General features: G+C 31.1%; 15 protein-coding genes. 4 read left to right on the top strand and 11 right to left on the bottom strand.

All coding sequences use genetic code 11. The features are described from left to right. Window positions 1-124 precede the first annotated feature (124 nt). From OLM55_RS05965 to OLM55_RS05950, 4 genes are all read left to right on the top strand, one after another. A complete protein-coding gene (locus OLM55_RS05965; RefSeq protein WP_264560497.1) occupies window positions 125-2,110 on the top strand; it encodes a urocanate hydratase in 1,986 nt (661 codons plus the stop codon). Window positions 2,111-2,163: 53 nt separating this feature from the next. Next, window positions 2,164-2,682 (top strand): DUF4136 domain-containing protein, encoded by a 519-nt coding sequence (locus OLM55_RS05960; protein WP_264560496.1) that lies wholly within the window; start codon window positions 2,164-2,166, stop codon window positions 2,680-2,682. A 128-nt stretch (window positions 2,683-2,810) separates the two neighbouring features. Then, the gene (locus OLM55_RS05955; RefSeq protein WP_264560495.1) at window positions 2,811-4,568 is read left to right on the top strand and encodes an aromatic amino acid hydroxylase; all 1,758 of its coding nucleotides are present in this window, start codon (window positions 2,811-2,813) and stop codon (window positions 4,566-4,568) included. A gap of 62 nt (window positions 4,569-4,630) precedes the next feature. After that, on the top strand, window positions 4,631-4,939 hold the full coding sequence (locus tag OLM55_RS05950) for a rhodanese-like domain-containing protein (protein ID WP_264560494.1): 309 nt from the start codon (window positions 4,631-4,633) through the stop codon (window positions 4,937-4,939). Window positions 4,940-4,967: 28 nt separating this feature from the next. Here OLM55_RS05950 and OLM55_RS05945 read toward each other — a convergent pair whose 3' ends face one another. From OLM55_RS05945 to OLM55_RS05895, 11 genes are all read right to left on the bottom strand, one after another. Further along, on the bottom strand, window positions 4,968-5,597 hold the full coding sequence (locus tag OLM55_RS05945; protein WP_264560493.1) for a DUF4230 domain-containing protein: 630 nt from the start codon (window positions 5,595-5,597) through the stop codon (window positions 4,968-4,970). 107 nt (window positions 5,598-5,704) lie between these two features. Then, window positions 5,705-8,494 carry a T9SS type A sorting domain-containing protein gene (locus tag OLM55_RS05940; RefSeq protein ID WP_264560492.1) on the bottom strand — a complete coding sequence of 930 codons (2,790 nt, stop codon included), beginning with the start codon at window positions 8,492-8,494 and terminating at the stop codon, window positions 5,705-5,707. A gap of 64 nt (window positions 8,495-8,558) precedes the next feature. Further along, complete coding sequence (locus OLM55_RS05935; RefSeq protein WP_264560491.1) at window positions 8,559-10,013, bottom strand: SUMF1/EgtB/PvdO family nonheme iron enzyme; 1,455 nt, start codon at window positions 10,011-10,013, stop codon at window positions 8,559-8,561. A gap of 99 nt (window positions 10,014-10,112) precedes the next feature. Beyond that, on the bottom strand, window positions 10,113-12,188 hold the full coding sequence (locus OLM55_RS05930) for an OmpA family protein (protein ID WP_264560490.1): 2,076 nt from the start codon (window positions 12,186-12,188) through the stop codon (window positions 10,113-10,115). An 11-nt stretch (window positions 12,189-12,199) separates the two neighbouring features. Beyond that, the gene (locus OLM55_RS05925) at window positions 12,200-12,841 is read right to left on the bottom strand and encodes a response regulator (RefSeq protein WP_264560489.1); all 642 of its coding nucleotides are present in this window, start codon (window positions 12,839-12,841) and stop codon (window positions 12,200-12,202) included. Beyond that, a complete protein-coding gene (locus tag OLM55_RS05920; RefSeq protein ID WP_264560488.1) occupies window positions 12,842-13,102 on the bottom strand; it encodes a hypothetical protein in 261 nt (86 codons plus the stop codon). It abuts the gene before it with no gap. Between the two features lie 20 nt (window positions 13,103-13,122). Further along, window positions 13,123-13,857 carry a DUF6498-containing protein gene (locus OLM55_RS05915; RefSeq protein WP_264560487.1) on the bottom strand — a complete coding sequence of 245 codons (735 nt, stop codon included), beginning with the start codon at window positions 13,855-13,857 and terminating at the stop codon, window positions 13,123-13,125. A gap of 12 nt (window positions 13,858-13,869) precedes the next feature. Beyond that, window positions 13,870-14,574 (bottom strand): hypothetical protein, encoded by a 705-nt coding sequence (locus OLM55_RS05910; RefSeq protein WP_264560486.1) that lies wholly within the window; start codon window positions 14,572-14,574, stop codon window positions 13,870-13,872. Between the two features lie 83 nt (window positions 14,575-14,657). Further along, entirely contained in the window at window positions 14,658-15,251 is a 594-nt protein-coding gene (locus tag OLM55_RS05905) for a hypothetical protein (RefSeq protein ID WP_264560485.1), read from the bottom strand. Between the two features lie 11 nt (window positions 15,252-15,262). Beyond that, window positions 15,263-16,063: a hypothetical protein gene (locus tag OLM55_RS05900; RefSeq protein WP_264560484.1), complete on the bottom strand. Its 801-nt coding sequence runs from the start codon at window positions 16,061-16,063 to the stop codon at window positions 15,263-15,265. Between the two features lie 78 nt (window positions 16,064-16,141). Continuing rightward, window positions 16,142-17,959, bottom strand: a complete 1,818-nt coding sequence (locus tag OLM55_RS05895) for an ATP-binding protein (protein ID WP_264560483.1) — start codon at window positions 17,957-17,959, stop codon at window positions 16,142-16,144. Window positions 17,960-17,967 lie beyond the last annotated feature (8 nt).

Here is a 17,967-nt window from a genome sequence, read left to right as displayed (position 1 = left end):
CTCCTTTTCAATACGGTCGGGCTGTTCACTATATCTTTTATTACGCTATCGCTTCATAAAAGGATGTCGTTTCCATCCCTAACACAAAACAAATTAAAAAGACGAATTTTCAAAAAAATAAAAAATGACTTTCAAAGAACAAATACAACAAGGTATACCTAATGTTTTACCTCAAGTTAAGCCATACGAGTTAGCTATTAATCACGCACCAAAGCGTAAAGAAATACTAACCGAAGAAGAAAAAGTTTTAGCTTTAAAAAATGCGCTTCGTTATTTTGAAGCTAAACATCATGCAGAGTTAATTCCAGAATTTAAAGAAGAATTAGAAAAATACGGTCGTATCTACATGTATCGCTTTCGTCCAGATTACGAAATGAAAGCACGACCTATTTCAGAATATCCTGGAAAAAGCGAACAAGCAAAAGCTATTATGCTCATGATACAAAATAATTTGGATTATGCAGTAGCACAACATCCGCATGAGTTGATTACCTATGGTGGTAACGGAGCTGTTTTCCAAAACTGGGCACAATATTTACTAACCATGCAATATTTGTCTGAAATGACAGACGAGCAAACGCTGACCATGTATTCAGGGCACCCTATGGGATTATTCCCATCGCATAAAGATGCACCAAGAGTTGTAGTTACAAACGGTATGGTTATTCCTAATTATTCGAAACCTGATGACTGGGAAAAAATGAATGCTTTAGGTGTTTCTCAATACGGACAAATGACTGCAGGAAGTTATATGTACATTGGTCCACAAGGGATTGTTCATGGTACCACAATTACCGTTTTAAACGGATTTAGAAAAATTAAAAAATCCCCTTCAGGAGGTTTATTTGTAACTTCAGGACTTGGCGGAATGAGTGGTGCTCAACCAAAAGCAGGTAACATTGCGGGGTGCGTTACCGTTTGTGCTGAAGTAAATCCTAAAATCACAAAAATTCGCCATGAACAAGGCTGGATTAATGAAATTGTAGAAGACATTAATTTATTAGTTGCTCGTGTTCGTAAAGCATTAAAAAACAAAGAAGTTATTTCTATCGCTTATTTAGGAAATGTGGTTGATGTTTGGGAAAGATTCGATGCTGAAAACTTACATATCGATTTAGGTTCAGACCAAACTTCACTTCATAATCCATGGGCTGGTGGCTACTACCCTACTCAATTATCGTTTGAAGAAGCCAATGAAATGATGGCAAATAACCCTGAACAATTTAAAAAAGAAGTTCAAAGAACACTACGTCAGCATGCAGCAGCTATAAATAAACATACAGAAAGAGGAACTTATTTCTTCGATTACGGAAATGCATTCTTACTAGAAGCTTCTCGTGCAGGAGCAGATGTAATGGCTGAAAACCCAACATTAGGAAGAGAGTTTAAATATCCGAGTTATGTACAAGACATTATGGGCCCTATGTGTTTCGATTATGGATTTGGACCATTCCGTTGGGTTTGTGCTTCAGGAAAAACAGAAGATTTAGCGAAAACAGATCAAATTGCTTGTGATGTTTTAGAAGAAATGAAAAGAAATTCTCCAGAAGAAATTCAGCAACAAATGGCCGATAATATTCAATGGATTAAAGGCGCACAAGAGAATAAATTGGTTGTAGGTTCTCAAGCTCGAATTTTATATGCTGATGCAGAAGGAAGAGTTAAAATTGCAGAAGCTTTTAACAAAGCAATTGCAAATGGAGAAATTGGTTATGTAGTTTTAGGAAGGGATCATCATGATGTTTCTGGAACCGATTCGCCATATAGAGAAACTTCAAACATTTATGATGGATCTCGCTTTACGGCAGACATGGCAATTCATAATGTTATAGGAGATAGTTTTAGAGGAGCTACCTGGGTTTCAATACATAACGGCGGTGGAGTTGGCTGGGGCGAAGTTATAAACGGTGGATTTGGTATGGTTCTTGATGGTAGTAAAGAAGCATCAAAACGCTTATCGTCAATGCTTTTTTGGGATGTAAACAACGGAATATCAAGAAGAAGTTGGGCTAGAAATGAAGGAGCGGTTTTTGCTATAAAAAGAGCAATGGAAACGCAACCTTTATTAAAAGTTACCATCCCTAATATAGTAGACGAATCATTATTATAGTTTAATAAATTAGTTTTAATTTATTAAACACTAACCTTAATAAAATAAATACTATGAAAACAATTAAACTATTACCCTTACTAGCCTTATTTATTTTGGCTTCTTGTAGTTCTGTACGAGTGAATTCTGATTATGATAAAAAAGTAAACTTTGAAAATTACAAAACTTATGCTTTTTTAAAAAGCGGAGTAGATAAAGTAGAAATTTCAGACTTAGATAAAAAAAGGATTTTACGTTCTATTGATGAAGTTATGAGTACAAAAGGATTTACAAAAGACTCTAACCCAGATTTATTGATTAGTATTTTTACAAAAGAAAAAGAGCGTGTAGATATTTATAATTCATATGGTTTTGGATGGGGATGGAATCCTTATTGGGGCATGAATTACACAAACGTTTCAACAACTCCAGAAGGTGTTTTGTACATTGATTTAATTGACGCTAAAACAAAAGAATTAGTTTGGCAAGGTGAAGGTAGTGGTAATTTAACCAAAGACACAAACAAAAAAGACGAACGCATTTATACTTTTGTAAGTAAGATATTAGAACAATATCCTCCAGAAATTAAATAGAATGATTCAAATACAAACCGTAACACACCGTTACGGTTTTTTTATTCCACAAAACAATGCATCATAAAATAATAAAGTACAATTAAAAAATTTGTATTTTTACAACATTAAGCAATACATTTTATACTATGAATTCTGCAATTGAAAGCAATCCATTAATAGAAAGACTTCCTAGTCACCTAAAACAGTTTATTAAGCCGCAAGATTATAGCGATTACACACCTATTAATCAAGCAGTTTGGCGATATGTAATGCGTAAAAATGTAGATTATCTTTCAAAAGTTGCACATAGTTCTTATTTAGAAGGATTGCAAAAAACCGGATTAGAGATTGATAACATTCCTAATATGTATGGAATGAATCGAATTCTAAAAGAAATTGGTTGGGCAGCAGTAGCCGTAGACGGTTTTATTCCGCCTAATGCATTTATGGAATTTCAAGCCTATAATGTTTTAGTTATAGCTTCCGATATTCGTCAATTAGAACACATAGAATATACTCCCGCTCCAGATATCATTCATGAAGGTGCTGGTCACGCTCCTATTATTGCCAATCCTGAATATGCTGAATATTTGCGAAGATTTGGAGAAATTGGATGTAAAGCCATTTCGTCATCACATGATTATGAAATGTATGAAGCCATTCGATTATTATCCATTTTAAAAGAAGCCGAAGGAACTCCACAAGAAGAAATTGACAAAGCAGAAGCTCAAGTTGAATTTCTTCAAAATAATATGGGAGAATTATCTGAAATGGCTCAAATAAGAAATCTTCATTGGTGGACCGTAGAATATGGTTTAATAGGTACAGTTGAAAACCCTAAAATTTATGGTGCTGGGTTACTTTCTTCAATTGGAGAAAGCGAATGGTGCATGACTGACAATGTAAAAAAATTACCTTATGACATTTCAGCTGCACAACAAAGTTTTGACATTACTAAACCTCAACCACAACTATATGTTACCTCTAACTTTGCTCACTTAAGCTCTGTTCTTGAAGAGTTTGCAAATAAAATGGCTATTAGAAAGGGAGGTTTATCAGCTGTTAAAAAATTAGTCGACTCTAAAAGTCTAGGAACAATAGAATTAAGCACAGGCCTACAAATATCAGGTAACTTTACAAATGTTATTGAATTTGAAGGAAAACCAGTATATGTTCAAACTACAGGCAAAACTGCATTAGCTTACAGAGAAAAAGAATTAGTAAGTCACGGTACAGAATATCATGCTGAAGGTTTTGGCTCTCCAATTGGAAAATTAAAAGGAATAAATATTGCAATAGAAGACATGAGTCCTAGAGACTTGGAAGCATACAATATTTATGAAGAAAGAGTAGTTACACTAGAATTTGAAGGTAATATAAAAGTAAGTGGAGAAATTGTAACTGGAACAAGAAATTTACATGGAAAAATTTTATTAATCAAATTTAAAAATTGTACCGTTACCCAAGGAGAAACTGTATTATTTGCTCCAGAATGGGGAATTTATGATATGGCTGTTGGTAAAGAAGTAATTTCTGCTTATTCTGGACCAGCCGATGTTAATAGTTTTGATTTAATAACTCATGTACCTTCATCAACTACAATTAAACCTAATTTTTCTGATGCAAGAAATGAACTAGAAGGTTTATATAAAACGGTTAGGGAAATAAGAGAGAATAAAATTTCAAATTTAACATTAAACTCCATTTTTGATAAAGTAAAAGTAAATCATCCAAATGATTGGTTGCTATCAGTAGAAATTGCTGAATTATGTAAAAAAGCCAATAACAATTCTTTATTAGATGATGTTATTGCTCATTTAAATAATTTAAAATCCAGCAGACCAGAGGTTAAAAAACTCATTACCAATGGTTTAGAGTTAATTTTAGAAGCTGAAAAAGTTTAGTGTAACTTTTGTTACTAATTGAAACCTTACATCGCTTTATCTTTGTTAAAAATTAAAACATCATGGGAATTTTAGATTTATTAGGTTTTGGGAACAAAGCAAATGATATTCAAGAATATGTTCAAAAGGGAGCTATTATTTTAGACGTTAGAACTACAGAAGAATACAAAGAAGGTCATATAAAAGGCTCTAAAAACATTGCATTACAAGTTTTAAATGGTAAAATCTCAGAAATTAAAAAATGGAACAAGCCTGTAATTGCTTGTTGCCGTTCTGGTATGAGAAGTGCTCAAGCTACTTCAATTCTAAAACAAAATGGAATTGACTGTGTAAACGGTGGTGGCTGGACAAGCTTACAAAATAAATTATAAAAAAAGCCCTGCATGTGCAGGGCTTTTTTTATAATTTAAATTTATTTTTATCATTTATAGTTTCGCCATTATATATTAATGTCCAACCTAAAGTATTAGTTACTATAAGCATTTTTGATAATTCCGACATCAATCTATTTTTTGCATTTGATTTTAAAGATGATTTTTCAATTTTCTTAGTTAAATTTATCTTTGCTATTTTACTAATTTTATTATAATCTGAAGGAGAGAATTCATTAAAACTGCTAGATTCTATGTCATAATACTTAATGTCTGGACTAATTTTAATTTCTTCTTTTGGAATACTTAATATAGTAACTGTTTTCTTTTCTTCATCTACATCATATTGAACTAAGCTTAAATCAAAACCTACAGTAACATCTGCATTGATAATCACAATTGCTTTTTTATCAAATGAAAGCCCAGGAATATATGTCTCTCTTTTATCTTTATAAGTCATTACTTCAGCAAAATGACCTTCCGTTACAACTAATTTTCCAACATTTTTGATTTCTTGTTGAATTAGAAGTGTATCATACTCTATACTTGAGCTATTTTTATTGGAAGTAAAATATCTATATCCAAAGAAGAATACTAAACCAATTAGGATTATAACTATCCATTTTCTTATCTCAGAAATGTTATTAAAAAAATTCATTTAAACAATTTATTTACAGCGAAGATACTAAACATATATTTCTCCTTTTAAAAATAGATAACAAAAAAACCACCCGAAGGTGGTTTAAAAACATACTATGTCAAACATTATTTTTTAATAATCTTATATGTTTTTGGATTGTTATCATTAAATACCCTTATTAAATAAGTTCCAGTTGCATAATTTGAAAAATCTATTCTAACTTCCTCATTATTATACTTCGAATTAAAAATAATTTGACCTAATAGGTTATGAATTTCAACTCTTTCAATTGCTACTGATGATTTAATATTTAAAATATCTTGCACAGGGTTTGGATACATGCTTATCAAAGCTTGAACAAAGTCATCATTAGATAAGCAACCACCAGTACTCATCGTAATAGCTAATCTAGTTGCGCTTTCACATCCACTAATGGTTTGTGAAGCATAGTAAATTCCATCTGCTATTAAATCAGTTCCTAAAACTATATTTCCACCTGTTGAGGCATCGTACCAAATAATATTAGTTCCTGAAACCAAAATATTAGCTACGGTTTCGCCTGCACAATAGGTCTGATTAGCATTTCCAGTAGGCGCACTTGTATTAGTAACACTTGCAGTAACTGCAGTTCTAGTAGAATTACAAGTTGTATTTGCACTTTCTACATAATATGTAGTTGAAGTACTTAATACTGGGGTTGTAAAACTCGTTCCTGTTCCTAATGCACTTCCGCCAGAAGCTGCTGCATACCAACTGATAGTTCCTGTACTTGCCGTAGCTTGTAAAGTTACCGTTCCAGAATTACAAACACTACTTGGTGTAGTACTAGTAATTGTTGGTACTTCATTAATAGTAGCAATTACTTCTGTTCTTGAAGAAGTACAACCATTCTGACTTACTTGAACATAATAACTAGTTGTGGTACCTAAACTAGGAGTTGTATAATTTGCTCCCGTAAACAATACTGTTCCACCTGTAGAAGCTGCAAACCATTGAATGGTTCCTGCACTAGCTGTTGCTTGTAAAGTTACCGTTCCACTTCCGCATCTATTCGCAGGTGTGGTTCCTGTAATAGTAGGAGTAGTATTTATAGTTGCAATTACTGCTGTTCTTGAAGAAGTACATCCATTATTAGTAACTTCTACATAATAAGTTGTAGTTGTACTTAAACTTGGAGTTGTAAAACTTGTTCCAGTTCCTAAAGCAGTTCCACCGGTAGCATTTGCAAACCAACTAATAGTCCCTGTACTTGCCGTAGCTTGTAATGTTACTGTTCCAGCATCACAAACACTACTTGGTGTAGTTGATGTAATAGATGGTGTTGCATTTACAGTTGCTGTAACCGCTGTTCTAGTAGAATTACAAGTTGCAGTTGCACTTTCTACATAATAAGTTGTAGTTGTGCTTAAACTTGGAGTTGTAAAACTCGTTCCTGTTCCTAATGCTGTTCCGCCACTTGATGCTGTATACCAACTAATAGTTCCTATACTTGCCGTAGCTTGTAATGTTACTGTACCAGAATCACATCTGCTTGCAGGAGTTGTACCTGTAATTGTTGGAATTTCATTAATAGTAGCAATAACTTCTGTTCTAGGAGAAGTACATCCGTTTTGACTTACTTGAACATAATAACTAGTCGTAGTAGTTAAACTAGGAGTTGTATAATTTGCCCCAGTAAACAATACTGTTCCACCTGTAGAAGCCGTAAACCATTGAATGGTTCCTGCACTAGCTGTTGCTTGTAAAGTTACCGTTCCACTTCCACACCTACTTGCTGGAGTAGTTCCTGAAATAGTAGGAGTAGTGTTTATAGTTGCAATTACTGCTGTTCTTCCAGAGATACATCCATTATTAGCGACTTCTACATAATATGTTGTAGTTGTGCTTAAACTTGGAGTTGTAAAACTAGTTCCAGTTCCTAAAGCAGTTCCTCCAGTAGCATTTGCAAACCAACTAATAGTTCCTGTACTTGCCGTTGCCTGTAAAGTTACTGTTCCAGCATCACATCGTGCAGCAGGAGTTGTTCCAGTAATTGTTGGATAAGCACTAACCGTTATAAAAGCTGTTTTAGTTTCGGTATCACTACCGTTAAAATTAGTTGCAACTAATTCAACTTCATAAGTTCCTGCTGTATTATATGTAATTACAGGATTTTGATCAGTTGAACTACTAGGTGTTCCTCCAGTAAATGTCCAGCTCCATACAAACGGCAAGTTTGTTGAAGTATCGGTAAATGTGATAGATTCTCCTACACAAATTGTTGTTGCCGAAGCAGTAAAATCTGCAACTGGTGGATCAGTAGGACAAACAGGTGCTGTGTTTCCAACAGAAAAACCATCGTCTATTCCGCCAAAATAAGCGTAAAACTGAGGAGGAATTGCACAAGTAACCTGATCAACTGTTTCTGCACTAAACCCATCTGCATCACCTCCAAAGTAGGCATAAAATTGCGCAGGCTCTGGACAAGAAATAGCATCTATACCACTTACTGAAAATCCATCAGCATTTCCGCCAAAATAAGCGTAAAACTGATCTGGATATCCGCACGTAATTGCATTTATTGTTTCACTTGCAGCACCATCAGCATTACCACCAAAATAGGCGTAAAAATTATCTGGATTTCCACAAGCTACTGCATTTATTGTCTCACTTGCAGCACCGTCAGCATTACCACCATTATAGGCATAAAACTGATCTGGTATACTACATGTCGTATTACTTAGACCATTTGATGTTGTTAAACTTCCGCTACCGCCATTATAGGCATAAAACTGATCGGGTAGGGAACAACTGGTATTATTTAAACTCTCAAAGGCTTGTCCATCGGCATCGCCTCCATTATATTGAGCATATATAAACCCATTTAACAATAGTAACAGTATGAATACAACTTTATTTATTTTTGTTGTTTTCATCGTTATTTGATTTTAATTAATAAAAGTTTAAAACATATAATTATGTTTTGCATCAAATAAACGATTAACGAACACCTCTACCACCTACCGTGTAAGTTCTAGATGATGGTGCTGAAGAAATACTTGTTCTGTCTGAAGTTCTCGAAGCATTTGCATTAGTATTATAATATCCATTACCTCTAGAACCTGCACCTATTGCAGTTGCTGGATTTGGCCAGTTTGCTACATCTGCATCTCCTAATAAGGTTAAAGTACCGTCTCCTAAAGCTCCTGTAAAAGCTACACCACTTGCGTTACTAGTATTTACAACTCTTTCCCAAACATTTCCTGACATTTCCATAACACCATAGTAAGATGCTCCTGAAGATGCTCTACCAGTAGAACCTGTTGCAAATATACCTACTCTAGATGGCCCATAATTTGTTCCAGCAATTACCGCACTATTCGAATAAATATTTCTACCGTTTACCACAGTAGTTATTGTTTCGTTAGCTTGTAATGGATTAGTAACTAGACCTGAATGATAAGAATTAAAATCTGTTGTTCCCCATGGGTATTCTCCTGCTACTCTAGGAAGTGGTCCACGGCAAATTTTTTCAAATTCCATTTCAGTCATTGGTCGTAATGCTGCCCAATCTAAATAAGCAGTTAAGTCTGCCCAAGAAATCCAGTTCATAGCTACATTTTGCCCATCGTTTGTATCGTTTACAGAATTATTTGTTGCATCACAAACAAAAACTGCTGGTAATGTATTATTATTACCTGGTGTTAGTATTTCAATTCCATTTCTATAAGCACCTCCAGTTGTAAAAGCACCAGTTCCAGCAGCTGAAATTGGGTCTATACCTGTTCTTTCTTTTTGTTGATCGTATGTTAATGTATTTAAAAACTCTACATATTGCTCTTGTGTCATTTCATATTTCATAGAGTAAAATGCATTATATCCCATAGGAAAAGTAGCAGGTACAGCTGCAGAAGAACCACCAAGAGTTGCAGTAGATAATCCACTAGACTGAGCAGCTGCATTAATTGTAATACTATTATATGTTGCAACACTAGTACCATCTCCAACTTGGAAATCTCCTTGAGGAATATGTACCATCTCTACACCATATACTTTATAGTTATACGTTCCTGCTGGAATATTTAAGGCTAAAGTTACAGCTGTTGAAGGAATGTTTCCTCCACCTACAGCACTTCTTCTTAAAAAAACTCCTTTAGCATCAGAAACTAAATCTACTTGTAATGGTGAAGCTGTAGAGTTACCAGTTGTTGCAATTGCTGCATGATACCATTGACGAGTTGCACAATCTTGGTATTTTACAAATATCCAAACTGCATCCCAATTTGATGGGGCTAAACTAGCATTCCAACTGTTATCCCAGCTTACATTGAAGCTAATATTTGAACCAGAAACTGCTGTTCCTGAAATTTGAAGGTTATTTGCGTTTGAAGTTATTCCAAAACCAAATAATAAAAGAGCAATTGCCCATTTCGAAAATAATTTTTTAGTATCCATGATTCTAGGTTTAAAAGTTATTGTCCAAAATTACCTTACTATTGGTCACAAAAAAATAGGGCAATTGCCCTATTTTTGAAATTTATATTTTTAAAGGAATTACATTTCTAAAATCAAAAACTCTACCCTTCTGTTTTGTTGTTTCCCTTCTTCCGTATCGTTTGTTGTTATAAATTTAGTTTCTCCGTATCCTTTTGCAGTTAATCTTTCTTTAGAAATTCCATTAGAAATAAGAAAATTCATCACTGCATTTGCCCTATTATTTGAAAGAACCAAATTGTTATTATCTGCACCAACAGCGTCTGTATGACCTGCAATTTCAATCGTTAACTGCTTATTATCTTTTAATACTTTCAATAATTTTTCTAATTCTGCATTTGATTCAGAAAGCAAATCGTATTTACCAGAATCGAAGAAAATATTATTTAAACGAATAGTTTGACCTTTTTCAATAGGATTCAAGTACAAATCAACTGTAATTTCTTTATACTCATTTAGATTAGATAAATCTACATTCTCTGTTACTGCATAATAACCTTCTTTTTCAGCCATAAAACTATAACGTTGTCCGTATGGCAAAACAATACTGTATGAGCCTGTTGATGGGTCTGAAATTGCTTTTCCAAGTTCTTTATTTGACTTTAAATCGTTATAAAAAATAGAAGTATATAATATGCTTTTGGTTTTGTTGTCAAACACTCTTCCTTTAATTAAAGCAACAGGATCTTGTTTAACAGTATTACTTATTTCCCAAATGTCTGAACTTTTTCCTACATATGCTTTATCTCCTTTGGCAGACAAGAAAATACTCAACTCTGTACTCGAAGAATTGATTACTTTACCTAAATTTTTTGGTTTTGACCAATTTGTCCATGAATCGTCTAAACGCTTTGAAACAAATAAATCGTACCCTCCATAACCTGGATGACCATTTGAAGAAAAATACATTGTTTTACCATCTGCAGCTAAAAACGGATTAGCTTCATCTTCTTTAGTATTTATTTGATTTCCCATATGAACTGGTTTAGACCAAGTACCATTGTCTTCAATAAAACTCACAAAGAAATCACTTAAACCTAAACCTTCATCTCTTTCAACTGCCATTAATAAATGCTTGTTGTCGCTTGATAAAAAATACCCCACATACTTGCTCTTATTAATGTAATCTTTAATTTCAAGAGCTTTAGGAATTTCCCAACCGTCTATCGTTTTGCTTGAAATTGAAACACCACTACCGTTAGTATTAATTCCATCAGCAGCGTATTTATTTCCTACCAACAATGTATTATTATCTGGTGAACTTGAAATCACAAAATTATTCCCTTTATTATTTAAAGGTCGTCCCATATTCTTTAAATCAGACCATTTGCCTTGATTGTCTTTTGTAGCAAACCAAATATCATCATTTTCGCTATCAATATTGAATTTACAATCTTTTCTTGTAATGTATATCGTTTTACCGTCGGCAGATATTATTGGATTTGTTTCTTCAAATTCTGTTGAAGAAATGCTTACTGGCAATTTTTCCATTTTCATATTTGGATCAAATGTTTCTACAACATCAATTGAAAGTGGATACTCGGTAATTTTTAATTTTGTAACCTTCATTGTAGTTCCTGCATCTACAATAAAACCGAATTTACTTCCGTAATAAGACACATTGTCTGATTTTACCACTAATTCATCGTTGATGTATATGTAAACAAACTGAGCCCTTCTGCTTACTTTAATTTTATTTTCTTTTTTGTTCTTAATGTTTTTGTTTTCGGTCCACTTTAAATCATATGTGAATTTTTCATTGTAATACCAATATAATTTATTTTGTTTATTTGCATTTAAATTAACCACATGATAATTTGAATTGTCTTTATAGCAAGCCCAAACTAATCCATATCCAGCTTCATCTGACTTCGATTTTATTAATGTGACTGATGCTTCTATATCAAAATCAATTTCATCATAATCGCTGTCTGTATTAATTAGTGTCCATTTTGTATTTTCTTTGTGCTTATTTTCTAAAATCATTCCTTCTTTATCGAAATAAATTTTAAAATCTTCTTTATCGAAAGTTAAATTACGGTTGTCTTTTTTAAAATCGTCATCTAAAGAGATGTGTTGGCTTATTGCTTTTGTTGACAAAACAAGAAACAATATTAAAATGTAGTTATATTTCATTTTTTTTTAGTTTAAATTAAATTATTGCGTTTTGCTTTTTGAACGGCTTCCAATTTTGAATGCACTTGTAATTTTGAGTAAATATTTTCTATATGTTTTCTAACTGTTGATGGAGAAAGAAATAAATTTTCTGCGATAACTGTATAGCTTAAACCTTGAGCCAACTGTTCTAAAACGTCAATTTCTCTAGCGGTTAAGTTAATTTCTTCCTTAGCAACGTCTTCAAAACTAACAGGATTGCGTAGTAATTTCAATGTTTTTAACGCTATGGAAGGATTCATTGCTGCTCCTCCATTTAGAGTTTCAACTATACCGCCAAATAAAGCATGAGGATTTACGTCTTTTAACAAATACCCGTCAGCACCAGCCTTAATTGCATTGAAAATGTTTTCATCGTTATCGAAAACAGTGAGCATTATAATTTTTATTTGAGGATATTTTTGTTTTGTTGCTAAAGTTGCTTCAATACCATTCATTATTGGCATTTCAATATCCATTAAAATTGCATCAATATTACTGTTTTTTTCAAGTTTTTCGATTAATTCAGATCCATTTGAAGCAGTAAATTTTACTTGAATTTCTTCAAAAAAAGACAACTTTTCTTTAATAGAAGAAATTAAAAAACTATTATCGTCTACGATTGCTATTTTCATTTAATTTTCGATTTGATTTGAAATTGCCGCTAACAACTCAACTTGTTGTTTTATAATAGATAATTTAAAATCGATTTTATTTCTATGGTTAACTTTATCTTTATTTTGAATATTAGTTTGTTTAATTAACTCAAATTGAAATTTATTTTCTAACTCTTCAACAACAACCGAATGAAGAAAAGTCTCTTTTTTAATCAAATTAAGATGCCAAAAAATGGAAACAGGTATCATTAAAATTAAGAAAAGTAATAAGAAATTCATAATAATTATTTTAAATTTGATTATTCTTCAAAAAAGACTTTTAAAGATTGTTCTATATCAGATAATTCTTCAGGTTTGTTTTTACTAATTATGCGTTTAGCTAGTTTATTTATTTTATCTGGGTTTTTAGCAATTGCAGCTAGATAAAAGTCTAAAATGGTTCGCATTATTATTAACAAAACAGCGGCTAAAACACTAACAGAATCCATGAAAATTAAAAAAAAGAAAGGTATAATTGCTAAAAATTGCTGTATAAAAATACGCAAATATGGTTTAACCATATAAGCTCCTAAATTTTCATTTTTATATTTTTTTTCTTTTAGAAAATAAAAATAGAAGGAAAACAAATGGCTTACAATTATTGAAAAAACAACCATATTAAAACCTTCTAAGTTAAGTATATCAATAAAATTAGAAAAACTTAATGAAGTAGAAAAGCGATCGTCATTTATGGCAAAACCAGTATATATAATTATACTTTGAATTCCTACAAATGCTCCATAATGGATTAAGAAAAAAGGAATTGAGCAATAATCTATAATTTTAGATTTTCCTTTTTCAGGATCATTATAGGCAACTACATAAAACAATTTAACAACATGAATAAGACCTATTATAACCGTTTCAAAAATATATGCAAAAACAATTGCCATAGGATCAGCCTTTCCCAATACCAAAAGTGCTATTAAGAAAACAGACTGTAAAAAAACAGAATTACTAATAATAGGCTGATTTTGAAACAACGTTTTAAACATTACTAATTTATATTAAAATTTTGCTATTTCTTCGTTATCTTTAAACATATATCCGTTGTATTTAAGATCTTTTGATCTAATGATTGCCTGACCTTGTTTTTGTGGAGAAAAAGTATACATACTTACGGTTCCATTAAAATCTAAAACAATTGTAACACCATCAAAAACACCATTCTTCATTTCGCAATAAATAATTTTCTGTTCTTGAGTTCTATACAGCATCGCAACTCCTTCTAGTTTTCCATTTACAAAATTTCCAGCAAAGAAGTTATTGTCTTTATTAATTACTCCATAACCGTTCATACAATCTCCTTGAATGCAACCTACATCAACTCCGTTTGCAGGAATTGGAGATCTATTTACAAAAACACCTTTGTCATTATAGTTTCTGTAATCATAACCGGTTTCAATTCGCACTACGTGTAATCCTACTGGTACATTGTTTTTAAAATTTCCATAAGACATTTCTCCGTTAATTTTATAATAAAACAAACCATTTTTTTGTCCGTTTTTGTAAGAACCAAAGTACTCCTTACCTTCTTCAACTTGTACACCAAACCCTTCAAGCTTCCCATTTGTGTAAAAACCAACTTGATAACCATCTGTTACTTGTTGAAAACTAAAATTATCTTTGCAATTTCCTCTTATACATTTTTCTTGTGCATGCGAATAAGCAAAGCCAAAAAATAGAACCAGAATTAGAATTGTTTTTTTCATTTTTTATTGTTTTTAAAACTATAATTCAAAGTTGCTTAAAAAAGTAAAAAAAGTAAATAGGGCAATTGCCTTATATTTAAAATTTAATCCACTGAATTTATTTCGAAAAATGCCTTTAAAAGTAGAAAAGGTGTAATTGAAATAATACCTATAAACTCCATTGAAACATGAAGCTTTTTAGTAAGTAAAAACCAAGAAAAAATACCTAAAATTATAGAAATATGAAGTATAATAATTCCGTTTGAAACAGAATAATTATCGTCATTACTTTTTAATGTATTGATATACAAATAAAACTCCCTTAAAATAAAAGTAATTATACTGAAGTTGAAAAAAATATTTTGAAAAGCTAAAACAGTTAAATTTATACCTATTAAATCAAAATCATTTCTATCGATAACTAAACCAAAAATAATTACAATAAATATGAAATACACAAAAAGCATGAAGAATTTATTTTTTACATTTTGAAGAAATTGTATCGGATTTTCAATTTTTTCTTTTTTAAACATATATGTAATTCTTTCAAAAACAGTTTTAATAAGCTCATCAAACCAAAATAAATACAAAATATAAAATATTGATGTTTGCTTATAATACACTTCTATAAGTGTAAAGACAAAAAAGAGAAAAAGAGAAGTATATTTAGCCGCTTTATTGTTTGTAAATGTATTCATAGTTAAAGCGCTTAATAATAAGTAATAACACGGATTTGTTGTTGGTTTTTAATCCAATTTTCATTGTGATCTAATTGAAAATTACTAACAATTTCATCTACTTGTTCGCTTGTTAAATAATCACCTTCATATAAATCTCCATATATAAAAGTTCCATTATAATCGACGTATATGCAAGTAATTGCAGTGTAACCTGATTCTTTAAAATTAGAAACTTGCTTAATTTTCACATAATTTGAAAAGAATTCATAACTGAAATTTGTAGTTTCAGAAACTTCATTGTTTTTATAGATAAGTACTTTAATGAGTTTTATGTCGTTTTCATAAACGTTCTCCTGAAGTATACTGTTTTCTTCTTTATGAATTTGTTTTGTCCAAACTCCTTTTTTATTATATTCATTCAAAAGAGTTGAAATTCCTCGCTCTTCATTATTAATTATTAATTTAACAATATTTCCGTTATCATCTAGCCCGACTTCAATATCGCGTTTGATTTTAGAATTAGTTGTAAATGAAATTAGCTTTCCTTCTGAATTATAATTGAATTTTTTTGATACAATTCCATAAGAATTAACCACTTGTATTAAATTTCCATTGGTATCAAACTCATAAATCACTTTTAAATCATGATCATTATTTAAAGTGCTAGATTCATAAAATGATTTTACATTTCCTTTTAAATCAAAGTGCTCTAACTTATACTTTACTGGAACATCATGGAATTTTTTATAAAAAGTAAGACTGTCTTTTGATTGTGCGAATGTAAACATTGCAAAAAAACAAGAAATATAAATAGCGAATGCCTTTTTCATTTTTAGAATAATAGTTAATTATACAAGGTAAATTTGCAAATAAGCTTCTATAAATGAAATAAGACAATTGCCCTATTTTTATTCTAAGTTAAATTTTAAACACACTTTTGTTCCTTGTTCAAGAGGTTCAATTGATAAGTTTGCATTAATTTCTTGAGCTCTTTTTTTCATTGAGGCTAATCCATTTCCAGCTTCTATTGTTTCTTTATCAAAACCTTTTCCGTTATCGGAAATAGAAACTTCTAAAGTGTTTTTAATTAGTTCAAAATTGACAATAATTTTTGTTGCTTCTGCATGTTTTACTGCATTATTTACCGCTTCTTGAATAATGCGATACACGTCGATTCCTTGTAAAGAATTCAATGTAACTTCATCTGTGTTTTTTGGATAATTGAATTCAAAAGTAATTCCTAATAATGAAGTTTTTGCAGCTTCAATAAAATTAGTTGTTCTTGTTTTTAAATCTTCAAACGTAATTGCTTCTTTGTTCATTGCCCATATGGTATCGCGCAAATCGGTAATTGTTGAACGCGTAAATGTTCCTATAGAATCGAATTTTGTGTATAATTTATCTTTAGTAAACTCAAAGTATTTTAAATTATCTAAAGATGAAATTATAAAGGTAAGTTGTGAACCAATATTATCATGTAAATCTTTTGAAATTGCTAATCGTTGTTCTTGTAAATTATTTTGATTTTCAATTTTAATGAGTGCTTGTCTCAATTCATTTTCTTTAACTAATTGTTTGTTTTTTAATCGTTGTTGTTTGTACACTAAAAAACCTATTAATCCTAATAAAAAGGCCAATGCTAATGCGGAAATTAAAAAAGTTGTTCTTTTTTTAATTTTAGCTTCTTTTGCCAACAAATCTACTTTTGCTTCAGCTAAAAGTTTTTCTTTTTTTTCAGTTTCAAATTCAATTTGAAGTTCTTCTACTTTAGCATTAGTAATTATATTATCAGCACTATCTTTTACTATTTGAAACTTTTCTTTATAATCAAATGCATTTTTATAATCTTTTAATTCTACATAACATTTAGATAAGTTTTGATAACAATATTGTTCTAAATGTTTGTATTTATATTTTTGTGACAAACGAGCACAAGTTTTAAAATCCTCAATGGCTTCATTATACTTTTTTTCTAATACAAAAATTTCTGCTTTTTGAACATAATTTACTGTAATACCATAGTTATCTGCAATTTTATTTCTAATTATTGATGAACTATCTACATATTTTTTTGCTAATATAAAATTCCTTTTTTCAGCAAATGTATTTGCAATATTTGCATAACCATAACCTAAGCCAACACTGTCTTTCAGTTGTTTTTTTATTGATAAGGATTTTTTTTGATAATACAAAGCACTGTCATTATTATTTGACATACTCAGTAATACACCGTAGTTATCATAAACAGGGTTGATTCTTTCTAAATCATTAGTATCCTCAAGAAGTTTAATGCCTTTTCGCATGTAATAAAGAGCTTTCTCTAAATTTTTAGCTTTTAAATTATAGCCTAAACCACCATAAACCATTCCTGCTTTTGAGAAATTTTTATTGTTTTCAAAAATAGTAATGGCCTTGAGAGAGTATGCTAAGCTTTCGTCTAATTTATTTTGATATACTTTGAGTTGACCTAGCTTATAAAACAAATCACCTAAAGATGTGCTATCTTTTAATTGTATAGCCAGTTTTTCACCTTTTTTAAATAACCTTTCAGCCTTTTCAACTTCAGCTACAAAGTCTCCATAAGGAATTTCATTAATTGCTTTTAATTTTTGTTTTGCAGAAAATTTTGTAATTGCCTGCTCTAAACTATCAATATATGTTGGCTTTGTTTGAGCTACTGAAAATGCTATCCATCCCAAAAAAAATAAACTAAAGGTGTGTTTCATATGTATAA

This window comes from Flavobacterium sp. N2270 (genome assembly GCF_025947225.1).
GTDB lineage: Bacteria > Bacteroidota > Bacteroidia > Flavobacteriales > Flavobacteriaceae > Flavobacterium.
This window is presented reverse-complemented; position numbering and strand designations above follow the sequence as displayed.